This is a genomic window from Bradyrhizobium sp. HKCCYLR20261 (assembly GCF_051168435.1).
In the GTDB taxonomy this organism is placed as follows: domain Bacteria; phylum Pseudomonadota; class Alphaproteobacteria; order Rhizobiales; family Xanthobacteraceae; genus Bradyrhizobium.
The window spans coordinates 241547-259140 of record NZ_JBNPUZ010000006.1; the positions used below are offsets into that span (position 1 = coordinate 241547).

A 17594-nucleotide genomic window follows, 5' to 3' on the forward strand; every position below is an offset into this window, starting at 1 on the left:
CATCACAGACATTGAGGGACAAAGAGACATGGGTCTCGATCGCATTGGAATGGCCTTGGCCGCGTCGATCCTGGTGGGCAGCTCGGCCGCCCCCGCATTCGCTCAGTCACCCTATGACGGCCAGTGGCAAGTCACGATCGTGACGAATAGCGGCAGCTGCGAGCCGACGGCTAGCTCGACCCTGATCGTGGCAGACGGTAAGATCTCCGCGGCGGGGGCCAACGTGTCAGGATCGATCGGGCGCGAGGGCCTCGTGAAGGTCTCGATCAATGGCGCATATGCAAATGGGCAGCTCAACGGCAATTCTGGTTCGGGCAAGTGGAACGGCGCGTCGGCAGGCATCCCCTGCAGCGGCCGCTGGCAGGCGTCCCGGCTCTAAAGACAACTTCATTTCTTCGGGAATGGCGCGGCGGCTGATGGCCGCCGCCTTCGTTTTAACCGGCGTTTTCGCCGCGTCGCCTGGTCGGGCCGATCCCGGCCCGTTCACCGGCCTGGCCGGGACCTGGGGCGGCAGCGGCACCGTGGCGCTCGAGGATGGATCGACCGAGCGAATTCGCTGCCGGGCCACCTACGGCGTATCCGGCGCGCGCATGACCCTGGTCCTGACCTGCGCGAGCGACGCCTACAAGTTCGGGCTGCAGGCCGACGTTCTCGCCGAAGGGTCTGCCATCTCCGGCAGCTGGACCGAGACCAGCCGCGGCGTCAGCGGTGTGCTGCAGGGCCGCGGCGGCGGCGGCAATTTCCAGTTGCTCGCGACCACCGCGGGCTTCAACGCCAACATCGCGCTCAGCACCCGCGGCAACAAGCAGTCGGTCTCGATCCGGGCCGACAGCCAGTTCCGCGCCGCCAATATCTCGTTGTCGCGATAGCGGCCCGCTCAGGCGCGCTTGGCACCGGCGTTGGGCGCCGGCGCCAACTGCGCGGCGGTCCGCTTGATCGTCTTGGCGACCAGAAGCGCCTGTTCCCGGGTCATCGCAAAGTCCTGCACGCCCTTGTGAGTGGTCAGCGACAGCACCATGAGATGCGGTTCTCGCTCCGGCCAGCCGGTGGCGAAAGCGGTGACGAAGTCGGCTGAAGCGGCGCGTTCGGTCATGTCGGAAGCTCTGCCCTGGTTGTTTCGAGGCGGCGGCTTTAGGACGAAACGCGCCCACACTCCACGATTTTCTAAGCTGCGGACGGCCAAGTTCCGCTGCGCGCCTTGATGCAGCGCGGCATTCAATTCGTTTGCAATGTCGGACAGCCGAGGTGATACAGCCCGGCATTACCAGCCCTTCCTGACAGCGAGCTAATGCACCGTCCCGCTTCGAAACTGATGGCCGCGCTGTGGATGACGGGATGGCTCAGCCTCATGCTGGTGATGGCGGTGGCCGGCCGCGAAGCCATGCGCGAGATGAACGTCTTCGAGCTGATGGAGCTGCGCTGCCTCATCGGCCTCGTGATGCTCTCGCCCGTGATCGCGCTGAGCGGCGGTTTTGCGACCTTGCGCACGACCCGGCTGAAGCTGCATGCCGGCCGCAACCTCGTGCACTACGGCGCGCAGCTCGGCTGGTTCTTCGCGCTCACATTGATCCCGATCGGCCAGGTCGTCGCCATCGAGTTCACGATGCCGATCTGGACGGCGCTGCTCGCAGCCGCCTTTCTCGGCGAACGCCTGACGCTATTCAAGCTGCTGGCAATCGTGCTGGGCCTGGTCGGCGTCGTCGTCATCGTTCGTCCCGACACGGGCGCGATCAATCCGGGCCAGCTCATCGCGCTGGCTGCCGCCGTCGGCTTTGGCATCTCGATCGCGCTGGTCAAATACCTCACACGCACCGAGCCGACCGTCTCGATCATCTTCTGGATGCTCGCCGTGCAATCCGTCGCTGGCCTGGTTCCGACGCTGCTGCTGTGGACCTGGCCGTCCGCCACGGCGTGGGGCTGGATCGTCCTGGTCGCCCTGTGCGGCACGTTCTCGCACTTCTGCATGGCGCGCGCGCTGCTCTATGCCGACGCGACGATCGTGATCCCGATGGATTTCCTGCGCGTGCCGTTGACGGCGACCGTGGGCTGGCTGGTGTACTCGGAACGGCTGGACTCATTGACCCTGGTCGGGGCCGCCCTGATTCTGGCGGCAAACCTCGTCAACCTGCGGCCACCGCAGACGAGACCCGTCGCGGTCGGCAGTTCGGCGGGGCGCTGAGCGCCGATAGATACCGTTCGGGCGTGACCGAGGTCACGAACCACGAGGCCCTACACGCGATCGGCGTGGGTGAGGCGCAACACTCGCGAACTCGTTTGTGGCAGAACGGTGATTTTTTCTTTGGGAACAAGACTTTTCGCGCCATTGAGCGACAAATGCTGCAGTGAACGCTTCGCCTGATCGTTGGGGGATCTCCTGATGCGCTACTTCACCATCGCCCTGTCCCTGCTCTGCGTGGTGCTGACCGCCCAAGCCGCCAAGGCTGACCGCCGCGTTGCCTTCGTCGTCGGCAACGGCGCCTATAAGAGCGTGGCCCAGTTGCCGAACCCGCCGGTCGACGCCAAGGCCATGGCGGCAACGCTGCGAAACGTCGGCTTCGACGTCGTCGAAGGCACCAACCTCACGCGCGATAAGATGACCGAGAAGCTGCTGGATTTCGGTCGCAAGGCGCAAGGTGCCGACATCGCGGTGTTTTATTACGCCGGCCATGGCATCGCGATCGCCGGTACCAACTACCTGCTGCCGGTCGACGCCGACCTCAAGTCCGAAATGGACGTCAAGCTCGGCTCGGCGATCAACATCGATGTGACGCTCGACCAGACCATGGGTGATGCGAAGGTCAAGCTGGTGTTCCTCGACGCCTGCCGCGACAACCCGTTTGCCGCCAAGATCAAGTCGAACTCGCCGACGCGCAGCGTCTCCGTGCAGACAGGCCTGGCCGAAATGAAATCCGGCGAAGGCACGTTGATCGCGTTTGCGACCGGTCCCGGACAGACCGCGCTCGACGGCGACGCCGGCGGCAACAGCCCGTTCACCCGCGCGCTGATCTCGCACATCGCCCAGCCCGGCATCGAGATCCAGCAGGCGATGACGGCGGTCCGCGCCCAGGTCAATGAGGAGACCAGCAAGGGCCAGCTGCCCTGGGGTCACACCAACCTGATCGGCGCGGTCTATCTCAATCCAGCGGCCGCGCCTGCCGCGACGGCGGCTACCGCCGGCACCACGCCGGTGGCCGCGGCGGCCGGCCAGAGCTCTGGCGAGGCTGAGCTCGAGTTCTGGCGCTCGGTGAAGGACTCCAACAAGCCGGAGGAGCTCAACGCCTATCTCGCGACCTATCCGAACGGTCAGTTCAAGTCGCTGGCGATGGCCCGCATTGCCTCGATCGAAAGCGGCGCCGTGAACACCGCGACCCGCAATGTCGGCAAGGGCGTCGATCCCGCCACCTTTACCGAGGAAGGCACCCAGGTCAGCGAGGATCAGATCGGCCTCGACAAGACCAAGCGCCGCGACGTGCAGCGCCGCCTGACGGGCCTGGGCTTCGACACCAAGATGACGGGCGTGTTCGACGACGAGACCCGCAGCGTCATGAAGCGCTGGCAGGCCGCTCGCGGCTATCCGTCGACCGGCTTCCTCACCAAGCTGCAGCACAAGGCCCTGCTGGCCGAACCGCAGCCGGCGCCGGCCACCGCGGCCGTGGGCGATGAAGCCAAGCCCCGCCGCCAAAAGCCGGCTGGCAATGTCGCCGCCGGCAGCCCGCCGCCGCAGGGAGCGCCGGTCTATCGCAATCCTCCGCCCCAGGACAACGCCGGCAACGCCGCTGGCGCGGCCTTCATAGGCGGCATGATGGGCGGAGTTCTCGGCAGCGCACTGCGCCGCTGATCGCCCGACCTTGCATGTCAGCCCGTGCCGCGAGGCACGGGCTTTTTGCTGCCTGTGACAAGACACTGGTCGGCCGCGACAGCCGATCTGATCCACGCCGATCGGCGCGTCATCCAGCCGCGACATCATGGCGCCGGATGACACCCTGTTTGCTGAGAGCACCCGCTACGATGGAGCTCCCGCGGTCGGGGGCCCGTTGATCGGCCGGTCGAGGCGGCGGTCCTCGACGCGGCGCTTGCGTTCGATGGCGTCGCCGATGAACGCGAGCAGTTCCTCGCGCTTGAACGGCTTCATGATCGTCGGCCGGCCGCCGATCCGATTCTCGCCGGCATCGGCGATGATCGGATCGTTCGAGTAACCCGTCATGAAAACGACCGGCAGATCAGGATGAGACAGCGAGAGCTGCCGGGCGAGTTCCGGCCCGCTGAGCTGCGGCATGACCACGTCGCTCAGGACCAGGTCAACGGCATCAGCGTGATCGCGAAGAAAACGCAGTGCCTCTTCGCCATTGGCCATGGACTGTACCGAGTATCCGGCGCGCTGCAGCATCGAGGCCGTCGCGCGTTGGGCGAGAGAATTGTCCTCGACCAGCAGGATCCGCTCGCCGCCCCGGGTCTCCCGAACCAAGGGAGCCGGCGCGGCCTCGGTCTGGATCGTTCCGTTCGCGCGTGGCAACAGCACGACGAAGCTGGTCCCCTCGCCGACCACACTCCTGACGGCGATACTGCCGCCCGCCTGCTTGACGATGCCGTAGCAGGTCGCAAGCCCAAGGCCGGTGCCGCCGCCGCGCACCTTGGTCGTGAAGAACGGATCGAAGATGCGCTCGAGATCATCGGCAGGAATGCCGATGCCGGTGTCCCTCACCGTCATCATGACATAGTCACCAGGCTCGACACCCTCGTCGCTGCGCTGGATGGTCGTGTTGGCCACCGCGATCGTCAGTTGGCCGCCCGAGGGCATCGCATCGCGGGCATTGAGGGCAAGGTTCATGATGAGCTGCTCGATCTGCACGCGGTCCGCGATCACCGGCCAGCACTGCTGCTCGACCTCGGTGCTGATGTCGATGTTGCTCGGCAGCAGCCGGCTGAACATCTTCTGCAGATCCCACAGGGTGGCGCCGAGATCGACGAGCGCGAGCGTTGCCGGCTGCTTGCGCGAGAACGCGAGCAGTTGCCGCGTCAGATCGCGCCCGCGATCGACCGCCTTGATCAGCTCCATCACGTCGGGCAGGCGGGGGTCGTCGCCCTGACATTCCTCGCGCAGCATCTCCGCATAGACCATCATCACGACGAGCAGGTTGTTGAAGTCGTGCGCGATCCCCCCGGCCAGCACCCCGACAGCCTCCATCTTTTGAGACTGTCGAAGCTCTTCGTTGAGCCGCTTCTGCTCGGTCACGTCCTGAATGAGATGGAGCTGGGCCGGCGCCCCCTCCCATGTGCAACGCGACGCGCGCAGCTCGCAGCGCCGGACGACCTTGCCGCGATAGACCTCGATCTCCGAGATCTCACCTTCTCGGACCGCAAAGCTCACTCTCTCACCGATGAAGTCGTCACGCGCCTTGCCGAACAGCTCGCGGGCCGCCCGGTTGACGAACGCGACTTCGTTGTCCTGATTGGTGACGATCAGCGCGTCCGGCACGGCCTCCAACAACTGGCCGAAGTGGCGGTAGTCGCGCGGCAAGGCCTGCTTCGCCGACCCGATGAGTGGCAACCCGAGCTCCGCCGGGCCGCCGGCGCGCGCATCCGCGGGCTGATTGTAGAGCAGGACTGGGCTCGCGGAGGCCAGGGCTTGCAGATCGTCCGGGAGAGCATCGATCGCCTGCGCGAAGGCCAGGTTCATCAGGATGGTGTCGTAGGAGGCGGTCTCGAGCCTGCGACGCGCCTCCGCGATCGTCGCCACCCGGCTCATGTCGATCACGGATCCGTTCTCGCCATCACCTCCTGCCGACGGGGGTAAGGCTGGCGCGGACTCGCCACCAATCACCAGCACTCGGTAGTGTGATGCGTGCATGAGGAACGTCCCTGCCTAGGACTCACGTTGCGGGCTGGCAAACATCTCAGCAAGATGGTCGCGCTCCCGCGTGAACATGTAGGTGGGAGCCCCCGTCAGAATGCCATGCACATCGCGGAAGGTCGCGACCAGATGCATGCCGTGGCCGTCGATGACATATTCGCGGATGTCCTTGTCATGCTGCGTGCCGCGCATCTTCAAGATCGCCAGTCCCCTCCGCATCATGCCGTAGAGCTCGACGTAGCGCAGCAGCAAGATCATGTCGGTGATGGTCGAAATATGGGTCTCCGTGATCGACTCGCCGCCCATCAGCATCGATGTCGTGTTGGTGAAGAGACCGGTGATGCCGACCTTCTTGATATGGCTCGTCAGAGCGATGACGAATTCCCTGTAGGACTTCGGCGAGCCTGCACGTTCGAATGCCGACAGGCTGTCGACCGCCAGCCGGCTCGGCTGAAACTCGTTGATCTCCCGCTGGATGTAGAGCTGGTGATCCTCCAGCCCCATGGTCTCGGGATATCTTGCGATGATGCGGAGAAGGCCTTCCTTCTCGGCTGAATCGAAGTCGACGTTCCAGTTGGAGGCATTGCGCGTCAACTGCTCGCGGCTCTCCTCGGCCGCGATCAGCAATGCACGCTCGCCGCGTTCGATGGCGGCCTTGAGGTAGTGCGTGACCATCAATGTCTTGCCGGTGCCGGTGGCACCGCTCACCAGGATGATGGAATCGCGATAGAAGCCGCCGCCGCACATCTGATCCAGCTCGGGCACGCCGGAGGACACCCGGAGGTCGCTCGAACGCTGTTTCAACTCGATCGACGACAGCGGAATGATCGCGACTCCCTCGGCGTGGTCGACCGTGAACGGATATTCGCCCTTCTGATGGGTAGCGCCGCGGAATTTGAGGATCTCGATCGTCCGCCGGCGCTTCTCCTGCTCGAGCCGGTTGCGCAGCAGCAGAACGTTGTCGGCGACGAACTCCTCGACGCCAAAACGCCCCAGCCCGCCGTCCTCGTTGAGACGCTCCATGGTGATGATGGTGGTGACGCCAAGAAGTCGCAGCGCGCTGGCGATCCGGTGCAGTTCTCGACGCACGACGTTGGAGTCCGAGAACTGAGGAAACAGCGCCCCGACGGAATCGAACACGACCCGCTTGGCGTTGACCCTGCGGATCGCATTCTCGATCCGGGCCATCAGCGCCGACAGATCGTAGTTGCCGGCCTCAAGCACCTCCTCGCCCTGCTCCGGGGTGGCATCGACGATCGCGATCTGGCCGTCGCGGTTCATCTTCTCGAAATCCCAGCCGAACGACGCGACGTTGCGCATCAGGTCTTCCGGAGCCTCCTCGAAGGTGACACAGACGCCATGCTCGCCGCAGGTCCTCACGCCCATGACGAGAAACTGCAGCGCAAGCACGGTTTTTCCGCTGCCGGCCGTGCCGGCGATCAATGTGCTTCGATTGAGCGGTAGTCCACCGTTCGAAATCTGGTCGAATCCGGCAATTCCCGTCCGCAACTTCTCGAGTTCGACAGCCTTAACCCCGCTCATTCCTTGTCCCCTCCTCCTTTCCAAGCTGCACCGTCGACGAATTCTGGAGGATCCCGAGTCCCAGCAGGACCTTCCTGGTGTCGCTGAGATCGCCGATGATTTTTCGCACCGGACCCGGATGGCGCTTCACCAGCGTGGGTGTCGCAACGATCTTCTCGTCTTCGGCGATCTGCGGATGTTCCAGCACATCGATGATGTCGATCTCGCAAGGGATGTTCAGCTCCTGCTGAACGATTCTGCGCAGGTTCTCCATCGCCCGCAGCGAATTCGAGGTCTGGCCGGTCACGAACAATCCGAGCTGCAGGGTCATCCCCTATCTCCCGGTGCAATGCGACGTCGGTGTCCGAGCCGGTAGTAGTCGACGAGCAGCCCCATCATCTCGATGGCGAGCAACCGGCCTTCGAACACCAGCGTGCTCGTTCGCTCGACCGTCGTCCCGCCGATCGCCTTCTCGAGTGCGACGACGTGGAGGTCGAGCAGATCGCGCGGACCGCCGCCTTCATCGCCGATCCCTGTCGCAAGCCTCTCCATCGTGGGCAGCGGCCGGACATGGTGGTCGGCACGCGGGTCCAGATACTCCTTGAACAGCGCCAGATATTGCTCGACCAGGCTGTCGAAGGCTCGCGGGTTGCGCTCCCGGATCGAACCGTGTCCGGCGAACTGCGCCGTGACGCTGGTGGCGCGGCCGGCCGATGACATGCCTCGATCGTTGGCAAGCGAGCGCCGGTTGTCGTCGATGCGATCCTGGCGGCGCCGCCCGGTGGCATGGATCACTGCGCGCCGCAACGACGAAGGTCCGGCGTCCGCCGTCGGGAGGTAGTCGCGCGCGCCAGCCTGCACATAGGCTCTCATGGCCTCGATATCGGACGCTCCATTGACGACAATGATCGGGATGTCCTGACCGGCCGCTCTGAGATCCTGGACATCGCGGACGCCGTGCGCGTTGGATTCGCCCAGATCCAGCACGACCACATCGATCGGCTGCTGCGCCATCATGACCTGCGCTTCGGCAATTGTTGCAACGGACAACAATTCACAGCCATCCATCATCAAGTGGCCAGAGATCGCATCCCGCATCATCTGTCCGCTCGCCGGACCACTTTCGACGAGCAGCACACGAACTGGAAGCTCAGCCTCGGGACTCATGAGACGCTCCCGGAGAGGCGTCGAAATGGCTCAGTCGGGACAATTCCAGCATGTCAGACGACGCGCGGCAGAGGCCTGCTCTTCACGACATCGCCGCTTCGCCGGGTGGGAAACGCGAGAGAACTTTGAAAGACGATTTGCAGCGACGATAGATCAGGATGGGGACGATGAGAAGAAGAAGTTCCATCATCACGTGCACTGCGCCAATTTACCACTGCGCAACGGGAAAGGACGGTTCGCAAACACCGTCAGCGGCATCTCGACGTCAATGGTAATCAGGGATGACGACGCACGATTCCGCGCTTACAGCACGGTCGACCGCAACGAAAAATTCAAGCGATGAGTTCGGCAATGCCGAGCCCCGCGGACCGAGACTCGCTCCGCCGTCAGGCCCGGCACATCGTTGTCCAGCTACAGACCCGCCGCCTTGCGCAAAGCCGCGTTGATGCGGTCCTGCCAGCCAGGACCTTCGGATTGGAAATGCTCGAGCACGTCCTGATCGATCCGCAACGTCACCTGCTCCCGCACCCCCGGGACAGCCGCCTTCCTCGGCGGCGCCTCGACCGGCTTGGTGGTGACCTTCTTGAATGCCGCTTCCGCTTCGGTGCGGGCGTCGGCCAGGGTGCGGGGACGCCGCGGCTGATCGGCCATGATCAGATCCCCTCGAACAGCGCCGTGGACAGATAGCGCTCGGAGAATGACGGCACGATCGCCAGGATCGTCTTGCCCGCATTCTCCGGCCGCTTGCCGAGTTCGAGCGCGGCCGCAATCGCCGCGCCGGAGGAAATGCCCCCAGGGATCCCCTCGTTGCGCGCCAGCGCGCGCGAGGTCTCGATCGCCGTCGCGCTGTTGATCTTGACGATCTCGTCGATCACGGCGCGGTCGAGAATATCGGGCACGAAGCCGGCGCCGATGCCCTGGATCTTGTGCGGCGAATGCTGGCCGCCCGACAAGACCGGACTCTCCTCCGGCTCGACCGCAACCACCTTGAGGCCCGGCTTGCGCGACTTGAGCACCTGGCCCACGCCGGTGATGGTACCGCCGGTGCCGACGCCGGCGACAAAGATGTCGATATTGCCGGCCGTGTCGTTCCAGATCTCCTCCGCCGTGGTGCGGCGATGGATGTCGGGGTTGGCGAGGTTCTTGAACTGCTGCGGCATCACCGCGTTCGGCGTTGTCCGCAACAGCTCCTCCGCGGTCGCAATGGCGCCCTTCATGCCCTGCGCGGCCGGCGTCAGCACGATCTCCGCACCGAGGAAGGCGAGCATCTTGCGCCGCTCCACCGACATCGACTCCGGCATCACCAGCTTCAGCTTGTAGCCGCGGGCCGCCGCGACGAAGGCCAGCGCGATGCCGGTGTTGCCCGAGGTGGGCTCGACGAGCACGGAGTCCGGCTTGAGCACGCCGGCCTGCTCCATCGCCAGGATCATGCCGACGCCGATGCGGTCCTTCACGCTCGCTGCCGGATTGAAATATTCCAACTTGGCGAGGATGGTCGCCTTCACGCCATGCTGCTCAGGCAGCTTTCGCAACCGCACAATCGGCGTATTGCCAAAAGCCTCGATAATTGAATCGAAAACACGCCCGCGTCCGGGACGCTGTGTCGCAGCTTGCGAGTCCATGAAATCACTCCTTGCGCGCATCGGGCGCGCGATATCGACAATGACACTGACCATCTTCAGCGAGCCTGCTGCGCTGCGCAAGCACGTTTACGCGACCTCGCCATCGCGGCATTGCACAACAAGTCGTCGCAAAATTGCGCAAAACCAACGCATTTGTGTTGCGACAAGGTCAATGAACGCGGTGTAGGTTAGACTTCAGTAGGACGAAGATTTACGGTACTGATTCGGCGGTGGCAGAGGCTTGAGCGGAATCGGCGCGACGGCATCACAAGACCGCATCGATGGACGGCATCAGCAAGATGTCATCTTTGGAATGATACAAGCAGAACGTTCGCACCGAACGGCGCTGCAGTCATAGACAAAAACAACAGACCACCAGACAAACTCTTTGTGTGACGGACCTGATATCCGCGGACGTTCGACCTGTCGGACCTGACTCGTTCGAAGTTGCCACATGCAAAGCTGACGTCATTCAAACGCAGCTCATAACAAAGAGATCGCCCAGGAGGTCACTATGTCAGCACTCGCTGATCTCGTGTCGACCGCATCGCCCCGCCCAAATCCGCGCGGCTGCGATTTGCCGACATGCCCGGTCTGCGCCGATTCCATGATTGCCGCGGAGGCGTCCGCGTATCTGGCCGACAACGCGATCAGCTATCTCTGGACCTGCGACACCTGCGGCTACGGCTTCGTCACCAAGCATTCCGTCAAGAGCCGCTTCGTCTGCAACTGAGGCGGCGATGGACCGTTCCAGGGCGCGATGCCGCAGCCATCGCGCCGGAGCGCCGTCAGGTGTTTCCGCAAGGCCCACCCCTACCAGTTGTCCCGCGCCGTCATGGCTCCCGAACGACCACGCCATCAATTGACGCGCGGCGCGATGTCACCCCGCGCCCAATCCGCCTTGGTGCGGTCGTAGAACTCCGTGAACCGCCCTTGGGTAATGGCTTCGCGCATTCCGGCCATCAGTTGCTGGAAATAAGCGATGTTGATCTCCGACAGCAGTGTCGCCCCCAACGCCTCGCCGGCCTTGATCAGGTGATGCAGGTAGGCGCGCGCGTAGCCGCGCGCCGGCGGCCATGGGCTTTCCTCGTCCAGCGGACGCGGGTCATCGGCGTGACGGGCGTTGCGCAAATTGACCGGCCCGAAGCGCGTATAGGCGACGCCGTGGCGGCCGTTGCGGGTCGGCAGCACGCAGTCGAACATGTCGACGCCGCGCTTCACCGACTCCAACAGATCGTCGGGCGTTCCGACGCCCATCAGATAGCGCGGCCGGTCGGCCGGCAGCGCCGGCACGGTGGCCTCGATCATCTCCAGCATCACCGCCTGTGGCTCGCCCACCGCAAGTCCGCCGATCGCATAGCCATGGAAGCCGATGTCGACCAGCGCCTGCGCGCTCGCCTGGCGCAAAGCCGGGAGATCGCCGCCCTGGACGATGCCAAACAGCATGTAGCCGGGAGGCGCACTCTCGAAGGCGCGGCGGCAGCGCTCGGCCCAGCGCAGCGACAGCCGCATTGCCCGCTCGATGTCGGCGGGCTCCGCCGGCAGCCGCACGCATTCGTCGAGCTGCATCGCAATGTCGGAGTTGAGCAGGCGCTGCACCTCGATGGCCCGCTCCGGCGACAGCTCGATCTTGGCGCCGTCGATATGCGAGCGGAACGTCACGGCCTGCTCGGTGACCTTGCGCAGGGCCGACAGTGACATCACCTGGAAGCCGCCGGAATCGGTCAGCATCGGCCCGCCCCAGCCGGTGAAGCGCTGCAGGCCGCCCAGCGCCGCGATCCGCTCCGCCGTAGGACGCAGCATCAGATGATAGGTGTTGCCGAGCACGATATCGGCACCGGCCTCGCGCACGTCGCGCCAGTGAATGCCCTTCATCGCGCCGGCCGTGCCCACCGGCATGAAGGCGGGGGTGCGGACCACGCCATGCGGCGTCGTCAGCCGGCCGGTGCGAGCCGCGCCGTCCGTGCCGAGCAGTTCGAAATGGTTGGGGAGTGGATCGCCGGGGGAGCTCATGGCCGGCTTATTGCGTCAGGACGGCCCCCGATTCAACCGCCATCGGCGGCGTTCGGCCGATAACGGCGTTGACGGCGGTTCCGACCGCCCCTATGGTCCCTGATCATGTCGACCTCGACCAAACGCACGACGAAAATCACCAAGCCCTTGCGGGCCTCGGGAGGCGTGCGCGCGTAATCGACCTCGATCGCGATCATCTTCGAACCGAAGCCCCGCCTGATGAAGGTCCGGGGCTTTTTTTATGCCCAAATTTCAACCGGAGACTCCCCACGTGCCTCACGATCCCACCATTGCCATCGTCGGCGTCACCGGCGCCGTCGGCGCCGAGTTCATTGCCACCCTGGACCGCCGCAATGTCCGTGTCGGCAAGCTGAAGGCGCTGGCGAGCGCCCGCTCGGCCGGCCAGACCCTCAGCTTTCGCGGCCAGACGATTGTGATCGAGGAGCTCAACGAGCGCTCGTTCGAGGGCGTCGACATCGCGCTGTTCTCGGCCGGCAGCGGCATCTCCAAGAAGTTCGCGCCGATCGCGGTCCGCTCCGGCGCCGTCGTGGTCGACAATTCCTCGGCGTTCCGCATGGACCCGAACGTGCCGCTGGTGATCCCCGAGATCAACGCCCGCCGCATCCGCGACCACAAGGGCATCATCGCAAATCCGAATTGCGCCGCCATCACCGCCCTGGTGCCGCTGTGGCCGATCCACCAGCAGAACCGCATCAAGCGCGTGATCATCTCGACCTACCAGGCCGCCAGCGGCGCCGGTGCGGCCGCGATGGACGAGCTGGTGCAGTCGACCCGCGCCAACCTCAAAGGCCAGGTCTACGCGCCCAAGGTGATGCCTCACCCGTTCGCCTTCAACCTGTTCAGCCACAACACCGCCATCGATCCCGACACCGGCTACAACGACGAAGAGACCAAGGTCATCAACGAGACCCGCAAGATCTTCGAGGACGAGGGCATCGCCATCGGCGTGACTTGTGTCCGCGTGCCGGTGCTGCGCGCCCATTGCGAAGCCATCACCTTCGAGTGCGAAAAGCCGATCACGGAAGATGAAGTCCGCCGCATCCTCGCCACCGCACCAGGCGTGCGCATCGTCGACGACCGCGCCAAGAACTACTTCCCGATGCCGGTCGACGCCTCAGGCCAGGACGACGTGCTGGTCGGCCGCATCAGAAAGGACCTGTCGGATCCTTCCGGCCACTCCATCGCGATGTTCGTCGCCGCCGACCAGCTCCTGAAGGGCGCCGCGCTCAACGCCGTGCAGATCGCCGAGTTGTTGCCCGAGCGGGCGATGGCGTGAGTTAGCCCGGCCGCATCTCCACCCTCGCTGTCATCACCCGCGAAAGCGGGTGATCCAGTACTCACCGGCACCTGTGATCATCTGATCCGCCACGGCGTACTGGATTCCCCGTCTTCGCGGGGAATGACAGCGGAGGTTGCCGTGACAGGTCGCCTCTCACGAGCATCAATGCGCCTCTTCCCTCGCGTCATTCCGGGGCGCGCGCAGCGCGAGCCCGGAATCCATAGCCACAGGCGGTCATGGGACGGGAGATCGATGTGGCGCTTGTCTTGGCGACAACGCCTGCTCGTGGTTATGGATTCCGGGCTCATCGCTGCGCGATGCCCCGGAATGACGCTGATAGATTTTACGGCTCGACGATGCGTTCGTCCGGCTGCCGGAACAACAAGCACGCATCGCCATACGAATAGAAGCGGTAGCCGCTCTCGATCGCATGTTTGTACGCCGCCTGCATCGTCTCCAGGCCGGCGAAGGCCGAGACCAGCATGAACAGGGTCGAGCGCGGCAGGTGGAAGTTGGTCATCAGGATATCGACGGCGCGGAATCGGTAGCCGGGCGTGATGAAGATCGAGGTCTCCGCCTCGAACGGCGCGAGAGTGCCGTCCGGCAGCGCCGCGCTCTCCAGCAGACGCATCGATGTGGTGCCGACGGCGACGATGCGGCCGCCCTTGGCGCGGGCCTCGTTCAACGCGTGAGCCGTCTCGGCGGTGAGGCTGCCCCACTCCGCATGCATGCGGTGGCCCTCGGTGTCCTCGACCTTCACCGGCAGAAACGTGCCGGCGCCGACATGCAGGGTCACGCGCTGCAGCCCGACGCCGCGGTCGCGCAGGCGCTGTTCCAGAGCCGGCGTGAAATGCAGGCCGGCGGTGGGCGCCGCGACCGCGCCGTCCTTGGCCGCGAACATGGTCTGGTAGTCGGCCGCGTCCTGCTCGTCCGCGGGCCGTTTGCCGGCGATGTAGGGCGGCAACGGCGGCCGGCCGAGATCGGCGATCGCCTGGTCGAGCGCCGGGCCGTGGAAGACGAAGGCCAGCGTCACCTCGCCCTCCTCGCCCTTGGCCTCGACGGTGGCGTCGAGATGGCCGAGCAGGCAGACCTTGCCCTCATTGCCGAAGCGGATCGTATCGCCGGGCGCGAGCTTCTTGGCGGGCCGCACCAGCGCCTGCCAGTGCGAGCCGTCGAGCCGCTTGATCAGGGTGGCCTCGATCTTGGCCTCGGTCTCGCGGCTGATGCGGCGGCCGGAGAGCTGGGCTGCGATCACCTTGGTGTCGTTGACGACGAGCTGGTCGCCCGGCTCGAGCCAATCGGGCAGATCACCAACGGTGCGGTCACGCAGCACGCCGTCGCCCTGCACCACCAGCATGCGCGCGGATTCGCGCGGGCTCGCCGGGCGCAGCGCGATGTTCTCGGGGGGGAGATGGAAATCGAAGAGGTCGGTGCGCATCGTCGTTCTGGGACGACCATCGGCCCTTATCCTGAGGAGCGTGCGTAGCACGCGTCTCGAAGGATAAGGCCCGACTGTTGGCCTCATGGTTCGAGACGCGTGCTGCGCACGCTCCTCACCATGAGGGTCGAGCGCCGCGAGCGACGCTGCACAGAGGAGCATGAACACGCCGTGAGGCGTGTTCATGAACAGGGTCGTTCGTTACGCCGCGTCGGCGGCCATGTACGCCTTCACGATCTTGTCCGGATTCTGCACCGGCTCGCCGCGCTTGATCTTGTCGACGTTCTCCATGCCCTCGGTGACCTTGCCCCAGACGGTGTACTGCTTGTCGAGGAAGCGGGCGTCGTCGAAGCAGATGAAGAACTGGCTGTCGCCGGAATCCGGGCTGGCGGCGCGGGCCATCGAGGCGGTGCCGCGGACATGCGGCTCGGCGTTGAACTCGGCCTTCAGCTTCTTGCCCGAGCCGCCCGTGCCGGTGCCCTGCGGACAGCCGGTCTGCGCCATGAAGCCGTCGATCACGCGGTGGAACACGATGCCGTCATAGAAGCCCTCGCGGACGAGCTCCTTGATGCGCGCGACATGGCCGGGCGCGAGGTCGGGACGCATCTCGATGGTGACGGGGCCCTGGGTGGTTTCGAGGATCAAGGTATTTTCGGTCGCAGCCATTCTGGTCTCTCAGGTTCTGGTTGAATTAATGAGGGGGCAGGACAACGGACAGTCCGGTCCGGGGGTCTGAAATGTCGCGGCGCCTTCTCTTGTGCGGCCGCCACCCCTCCTGACGGCAATCCGAGCACAACGAGGCCCGGGCGATGCGGGTCCAGAATAGACCCAACGCGCTTAAAGCTGAAGCCGCCCCGGCTGTCGACCCGGTGGACGGCGCGTGGCAAAGGGTTCCTTAAGCGGCGGGAACCCGGCCGTGAGCGCCGGGTGCCCTGCTCCGCCCGCGTCTCGAGGGCGGTTACTTGATATCCGAGGCGACCTGGACCTTGACCATCTTGTCCGGATCGGTCACGGCGCCGCCCGCCGAGCCCGGAGGCGCCTTCTTGAGCTTGTCGACCACGTCCATGCCCTGCACGACCTCGCCGATCACCGTGTACTGGCCGTTCAGGAAGGACGCATCGCCGAAGCAGATGAAGAACTGCGAGTTGGCGGAATCGACGCTGTCGCCGCGGCGGGCCATGCCGACGGTGCCGCGCTTGAACGGCGTCTGCGAAAACTCCTGCTTCAGGTTCGGATATTTCGAGCCGCCGGTGCCGTCGAATTTCTGGCCGTCGCCGGTCTGCGCCATGAAGCCTTCCATCACCCGGTGGAACGGCACGTTGTTGTAGTAGCCCTCGCGCGCCAAGGTCTTCAGCCGCTCGGCGTGCTGCGGCGCCAGGTCGGTGCGCAGCTTGATGACGATGCGGCCCTTGGTGGTGTCGATGACCAGCGCATTCTGCTTGTCGAGACCGGCGGGCAGCGATTGCGCCAGCGCCGGCAGCGCGAACACGAGAGCGAAGACGAAAGCGATAGCTCGGATCATGGAAACTCCGAAAGGATGAGAGGGGAACGCGAAAGTCGACGACCCGAGATAGGCGGGCGCCGGCCGACGGATCGTCAGACGAACTTGGCTTTCAGGGGAGCCACCACCGACGGCGGCACGAAGTGCGAGATTTCGCCGCCCATCGCGGCGATCTGACGGACGAGGCTGGCGTTGATCGGGCGAACCGATACCGAGGCCGGCACGAACACCGTCTGGATCGACGGTGCCATGGTCTGGTTCATGCCCGCCAATTGCATCTCATAATCGAAATCTTTGACGTCGCGCAGGCCGCGGATCATCAGGATCGCGCCGGTCTTCTGCGCCGCCGTCACCGTGAGATTGTCGTAGGTCGAGGCCTCGAATTCGCAGCCCGCGGCGGCGGCGACCGGCCCGAACACCTCGTGCGCCATGGTCAGCCGCTCTTCGGTGGAGAACAGCGGCTTCTTGCCGTGGTGCACGCCGACCGCGACGATCAGCTTGTCACAGAGATGGACCGCCTGCCGGACCACGTCGAGATGGCCGTTGGTGACGGGATCGAACGAGCCTGGATAGAGCGCAATGCGTTGCATGCGTCCGTCCTATACCGGCCGGAACAGCCGGGCAAGCTGCGCGGGCCGCCGGCTGGCGCAGCTGTGATGGCCGCGGCAGCGTCTCGCACGGGCCAGCCGGAACTGCAGCCGCTGACCGCGATTGTTTCGTCGGAACTTGGGCCGCGAAACACAGCCGCGGTGTCATGAAATCATTTCGGGCGGCGCGCGAAAGCATCCCGAAACCCGGAATGGTTATCAAATCCTTAACGAACGACGGGCCGCGAACGGCCCGACATCGAGACCAGGACAGGGGACCGTCATGATCAAAGCGCTTTCTGCGATTGCAGCGGCCGGCTCCGTGGCTGCCGCTCTCACCCTCCTGCCGGGCTTTGCCCCGCAGGTCGAAGCGAGCGTGCCGCGTCCGCTGGCCAAGGCTGACCGTCTGGACATCCGCCCGATCGGCCGCGACTGCTCGCAGCAGGCCTGGCCGAATTTCGAGGCCGCCTGCCTGCGCACCGCCGGCACCAAGACCGCGATCCGCGAGGCCCGCGTCGTCGGCGTCGAGCGGGCGCAGTGAAGCGAATAGCGAATAGCGAATAGCGAATAGTTTGGGACTATGATTCGTCCCCT

At 65.0% G+C, this 17594-nt stretch carries 21 protein-coding genes; 8 read left to right on the forward strand and 13 right to left on the reverse strand.

Going from position 1 to position 17594, the window contains the following annotated elements; all coding sequences use genetic code 11:
* The first annotated feature begins 28 nt into the window (after nt 1-28).
* Together ACQR1L_RS16470 and ACQR1L_RS16475 are read left to right on the forward strand one after the other, a co-directional pair.
* The gene (locus ACQR1L_RS16470) at nt 29-379 is read left to right on the forward strand and encodes a hypothetical protein (RefSeq protein WP_434858984.1); all 351 of its coding nucleotides are present in this window, start codon (nt 29-31) and stop codon (nt 377-379) included.
* Between the two features lie 22 nt (nt 380-401).
* Nucleotides 402-869: a hypothetical protein gene (locus ACQR1L_RS16475; protein WP_434858985.1), complete on the forward strand. Its 468-nt coding sequence runs from the start codon at nt 402-404 to the stop codon at nt 867-869.
* 8 nt (nt 870-877) lie between these two features.
* Here ACQR1L_RS16475 and ACQR1L_RS16480 read toward each other — a convergent pair whose 3' ends face one another.
* Entirely contained in the window at nt 878-1093 is a 216-nt protein-coding gene (locus ACQR1L_RS16480) for a hypothetical protein (protein WP_434858986.1), read from the reverse strand.
* A 195-nt stretch (nt 1094-1288) separates the two neighbouring features.
* On the opposite strand from ACQR1L_RS16480, the gene ACQR1L_RS16485 reads away from it, so the two are divergent.
* Nucleotides 1289-2179 (forward strand): DMT family transporter, encoded by an 891-nt coding sequence (locus ACQR1L_RS16485; protein ID WP_434858987.1) that lies wholly within the window; start codon nt 1289-1291, stop codon nt 2177-2179.
* 198 nt (nt 2180-2377) lie between these two features.
* Complete coding sequence (locus tag ACQR1L_RS16490) at nt 2378-3838, forward strand: caspase family protein (RefSeq protein ID WP_434858988.1); 1461 nt, start codon at nt 2378-2380, stop codon at nt 3836-3838.
* A 165-nt stretch (nt 3839-4003) separates the two neighbouring features.
* Here the strand turns inward: ACQR1L_RS16490 and ACQR1L_RS16495 are convergent, their stop codons facing one another.
* The 4 genes from ACQR1L_RS16495 to ACQR1L_RS16510 form a co-directional block, all read right to left on the reverse strand.
* On the reverse strand, nt 4004-5746 hold the full coding sequence (locus tag ACQR1L_RS16495; protein ID WP_434859247.1) for an ATP-binding protein: 1743 nt from the start codon (nt 5744-5746) through the stop codon (nt 4004-4006).
* A 117-nt stretch (nt 5747-5863) separates the two neighbouring features.
* The gene (kaiC, locus tag ACQR1L_RS16500; protein ID WP_434858989.1) at nt 5864-7393 is read right to left on the reverse strand and encodes a circadian clock protein KaiC; all 1530 of its coding nucleotides are present in this window, start codon (nt 7391-7393) and stop codon (nt 5864-5866) included.
* On the reverse strand, nt 7380-7703 hold the full coding sequence (locus ACQR1L_RS16505) for a circadian clock KaiB family protein (protein WP_434858990.1): 324 nt from the start codon (nt 7701-7703) through the stop codon (nt 7380-7382). Before ACQR1L_RS16505 ends, kaiC begins: the two co-directional genes overlap by 14 nt.
* Nucleotides 7700-8539, reverse strand: a complete 840-nt coding sequence (locus ACQR1L_RS16510) for a response regulator (RefSeq protein ID WP_434858991.1) — start codon at nt 8537-8539, stop codon at nt 7700-7702. Before ACQR1L_RS16510 ends, ACQR1L_RS16505 begins: the two co-directional genes overlap by 4 nt.
* Before the next feature lie 25 nt (nt 8540-8564).
* Here ACQR1L_RS16510 and ACQR1L_RS16515 point away from each other — a divergent pair, with 25 nt between their 5' ends.
* Nucleotides 8565-8882 carry a hypothetical protein gene (locus tag ACQR1L_RS16515; protein WP_434858992.1) on the forward strand — a complete coding sequence of 106 codons (318 nt, stop codon included), beginning with the start codon at nt 8565-8567 and terminating at the stop codon, nt 8880-8882.
* Between the two features lie 68 nt (nt 8883-8950).
* Here ACQR1L_RS16515 and ACQR1L_RS16520 read toward each other — a convergent pair whose 3' ends face one another.
* Together ACQR1L_RS16520 and cysK are read right to left on the reverse strand one after the other, a co-directional pair.
* Nucleotides 8951-9190 (reverse strand): BrnA antitoxin family protein, encoded by a 240-nt coding sequence (locus ACQR1L_RS16520; protein WP_434858993.1) that lies wholly within the window; start codon nt 9188-9190, stop codon nt 8951-8953.
* 2 nt (nt 9191-9192) lie between these two features.
* Nucleotides 9193-10161 carry a cysteine synthase A gene (gene cysK, locus ACQR1L_RS16525; RefSeq protein WP_434858994.1) on the reverse strand — a complete coding sequence of 323 codons (969 nt, stop codon included), beginning with the start codon at nt 10159-10161 and terminating at the stop codon, nt 9193-9195.
* A gap of 514 nt (nt 10162-10675) precedes the next feature.
* Between cysK and ACQR1L_RS16530 the strand changes: the two genes are divergently transcribed.
* A complete protein-coding gene (locus tag ACQR1L_RS16530; RefSeq protein WP_434858995.1) occupies nt 10676-10894 on the forward strand; it encodes a hypothetical protein in 219 nt (72 codons plus the stop codon).
* Between the two features lie 125 nt (nt 10895-11019).
* On the opposite strand, the gene tgt is transcribed toward ACQR1L_RS16530, so the two are convergent.
* Entirely contained in the window at nt 11020-12174 is a 1155-nt protein-coding gene (gene tgt / locus ACQR1L_RS16535) for a tRNA guanosine(34) transglycosylase Tgt (protein WP_434858996.1), read from the reverse strand.
* 32 nt (nt 12175-12206) lie between these two features.
* Complete coding sequence (locus ACQR1L_RS16540) at nt 12207-12371, reverse strand: hypothetical protein (protein WP_434858997.1); 165 nt, start codon at nt 12369-12371, stop codon at nt 12207-12209.
* 44 nt (nt 12372-12415) lie between these two features.
* On the opposite strand from ACQR1L_RS16540, the gene ACQR1L_RS16545 reads away from it, so the two are divergent.
* Nucleotides 12416-13471, forward strand: coding sequence for an aspartate-semialdehyde dehydrogenase (locus ACQR1L_RS16545; RefSeq protein WP_434858998.1), 1056 nt, complete (start codon nt 12416-12418; stop codon nt 13469-13471).
* Between the two features lie 346 nt (nt 13472-13817).
* On the opposite strand, the gene queA is transcribed toward ACQR1L_RS16545, so the two are convergent.
* The 4 genes from queA to coaD form a co-directional block, all read right to left on the reverse strand.
* Nucleotides 13818-14912, reverse strand: coding sequence for a tRNA preQ1(34) S-adenosylmethionine ribosyltransferase-isomerase QueA (queA, locus tag ACQR1L_RS16550; RefSeq protein WP_434858999.1), 1095 nt, complete (start codon nt 14910-14912; stop codon nt 13818-13820).
* Between the two features lie 201 nt (nt 14913-15113).
* Complete coding sequence (locus ACQR1L_RS16555) at nt 15114-15578, reverse strand: peptidylprolyl isomerase (protein WP_434859000.1); 465 nt, start codon at nt 15576-15578, stop codon at nt 15114-15116.
* A 292-nt stretch (nt 15579-15870) separates the two neighbouring features.
* Nucleotides 15871-16434 (reverse strand): peptidylprolyl isomerase, encoded by a 564-nt coding sequence (locus ACQR1L_RS16560; RefSeq protein WP_434859001.1) that lies wholly within the window; start codon nt 16432-16434, stop codon nt 15871-15873.
* A gap of 74 nt (nt 16435-16508) precedes the next feature.
* Nucleotides 16509-17003, reverse strand: coding sequence for a pantetheine-phosphate adenylyltransferase (coaD, locus tag ACQR1L_RS16565; protein WP_434859002.1), 495 nt, complete (start codon nt 17001-17003; stop codon nt 16509-16511).
* Nucleotides 17004-17283: 280 nt separating this feature from the next.
* On the opposite strand from coaD, the gene ACQR1L_RS16570 reads away from it, so the two are divergent.
* Nucleotides 17284-17541 (forward strand): hypothetical protein, encoded by a 258-nt coding sequence (locus ACQR1L_RS16570; protein ID WP_434859003.1) that lies wholly within the window; start codon nt 17284-17286, stop codon nt 17539-17541.
* Nucleotides 17542-17594: the final 53 nt, after the last annotated feature.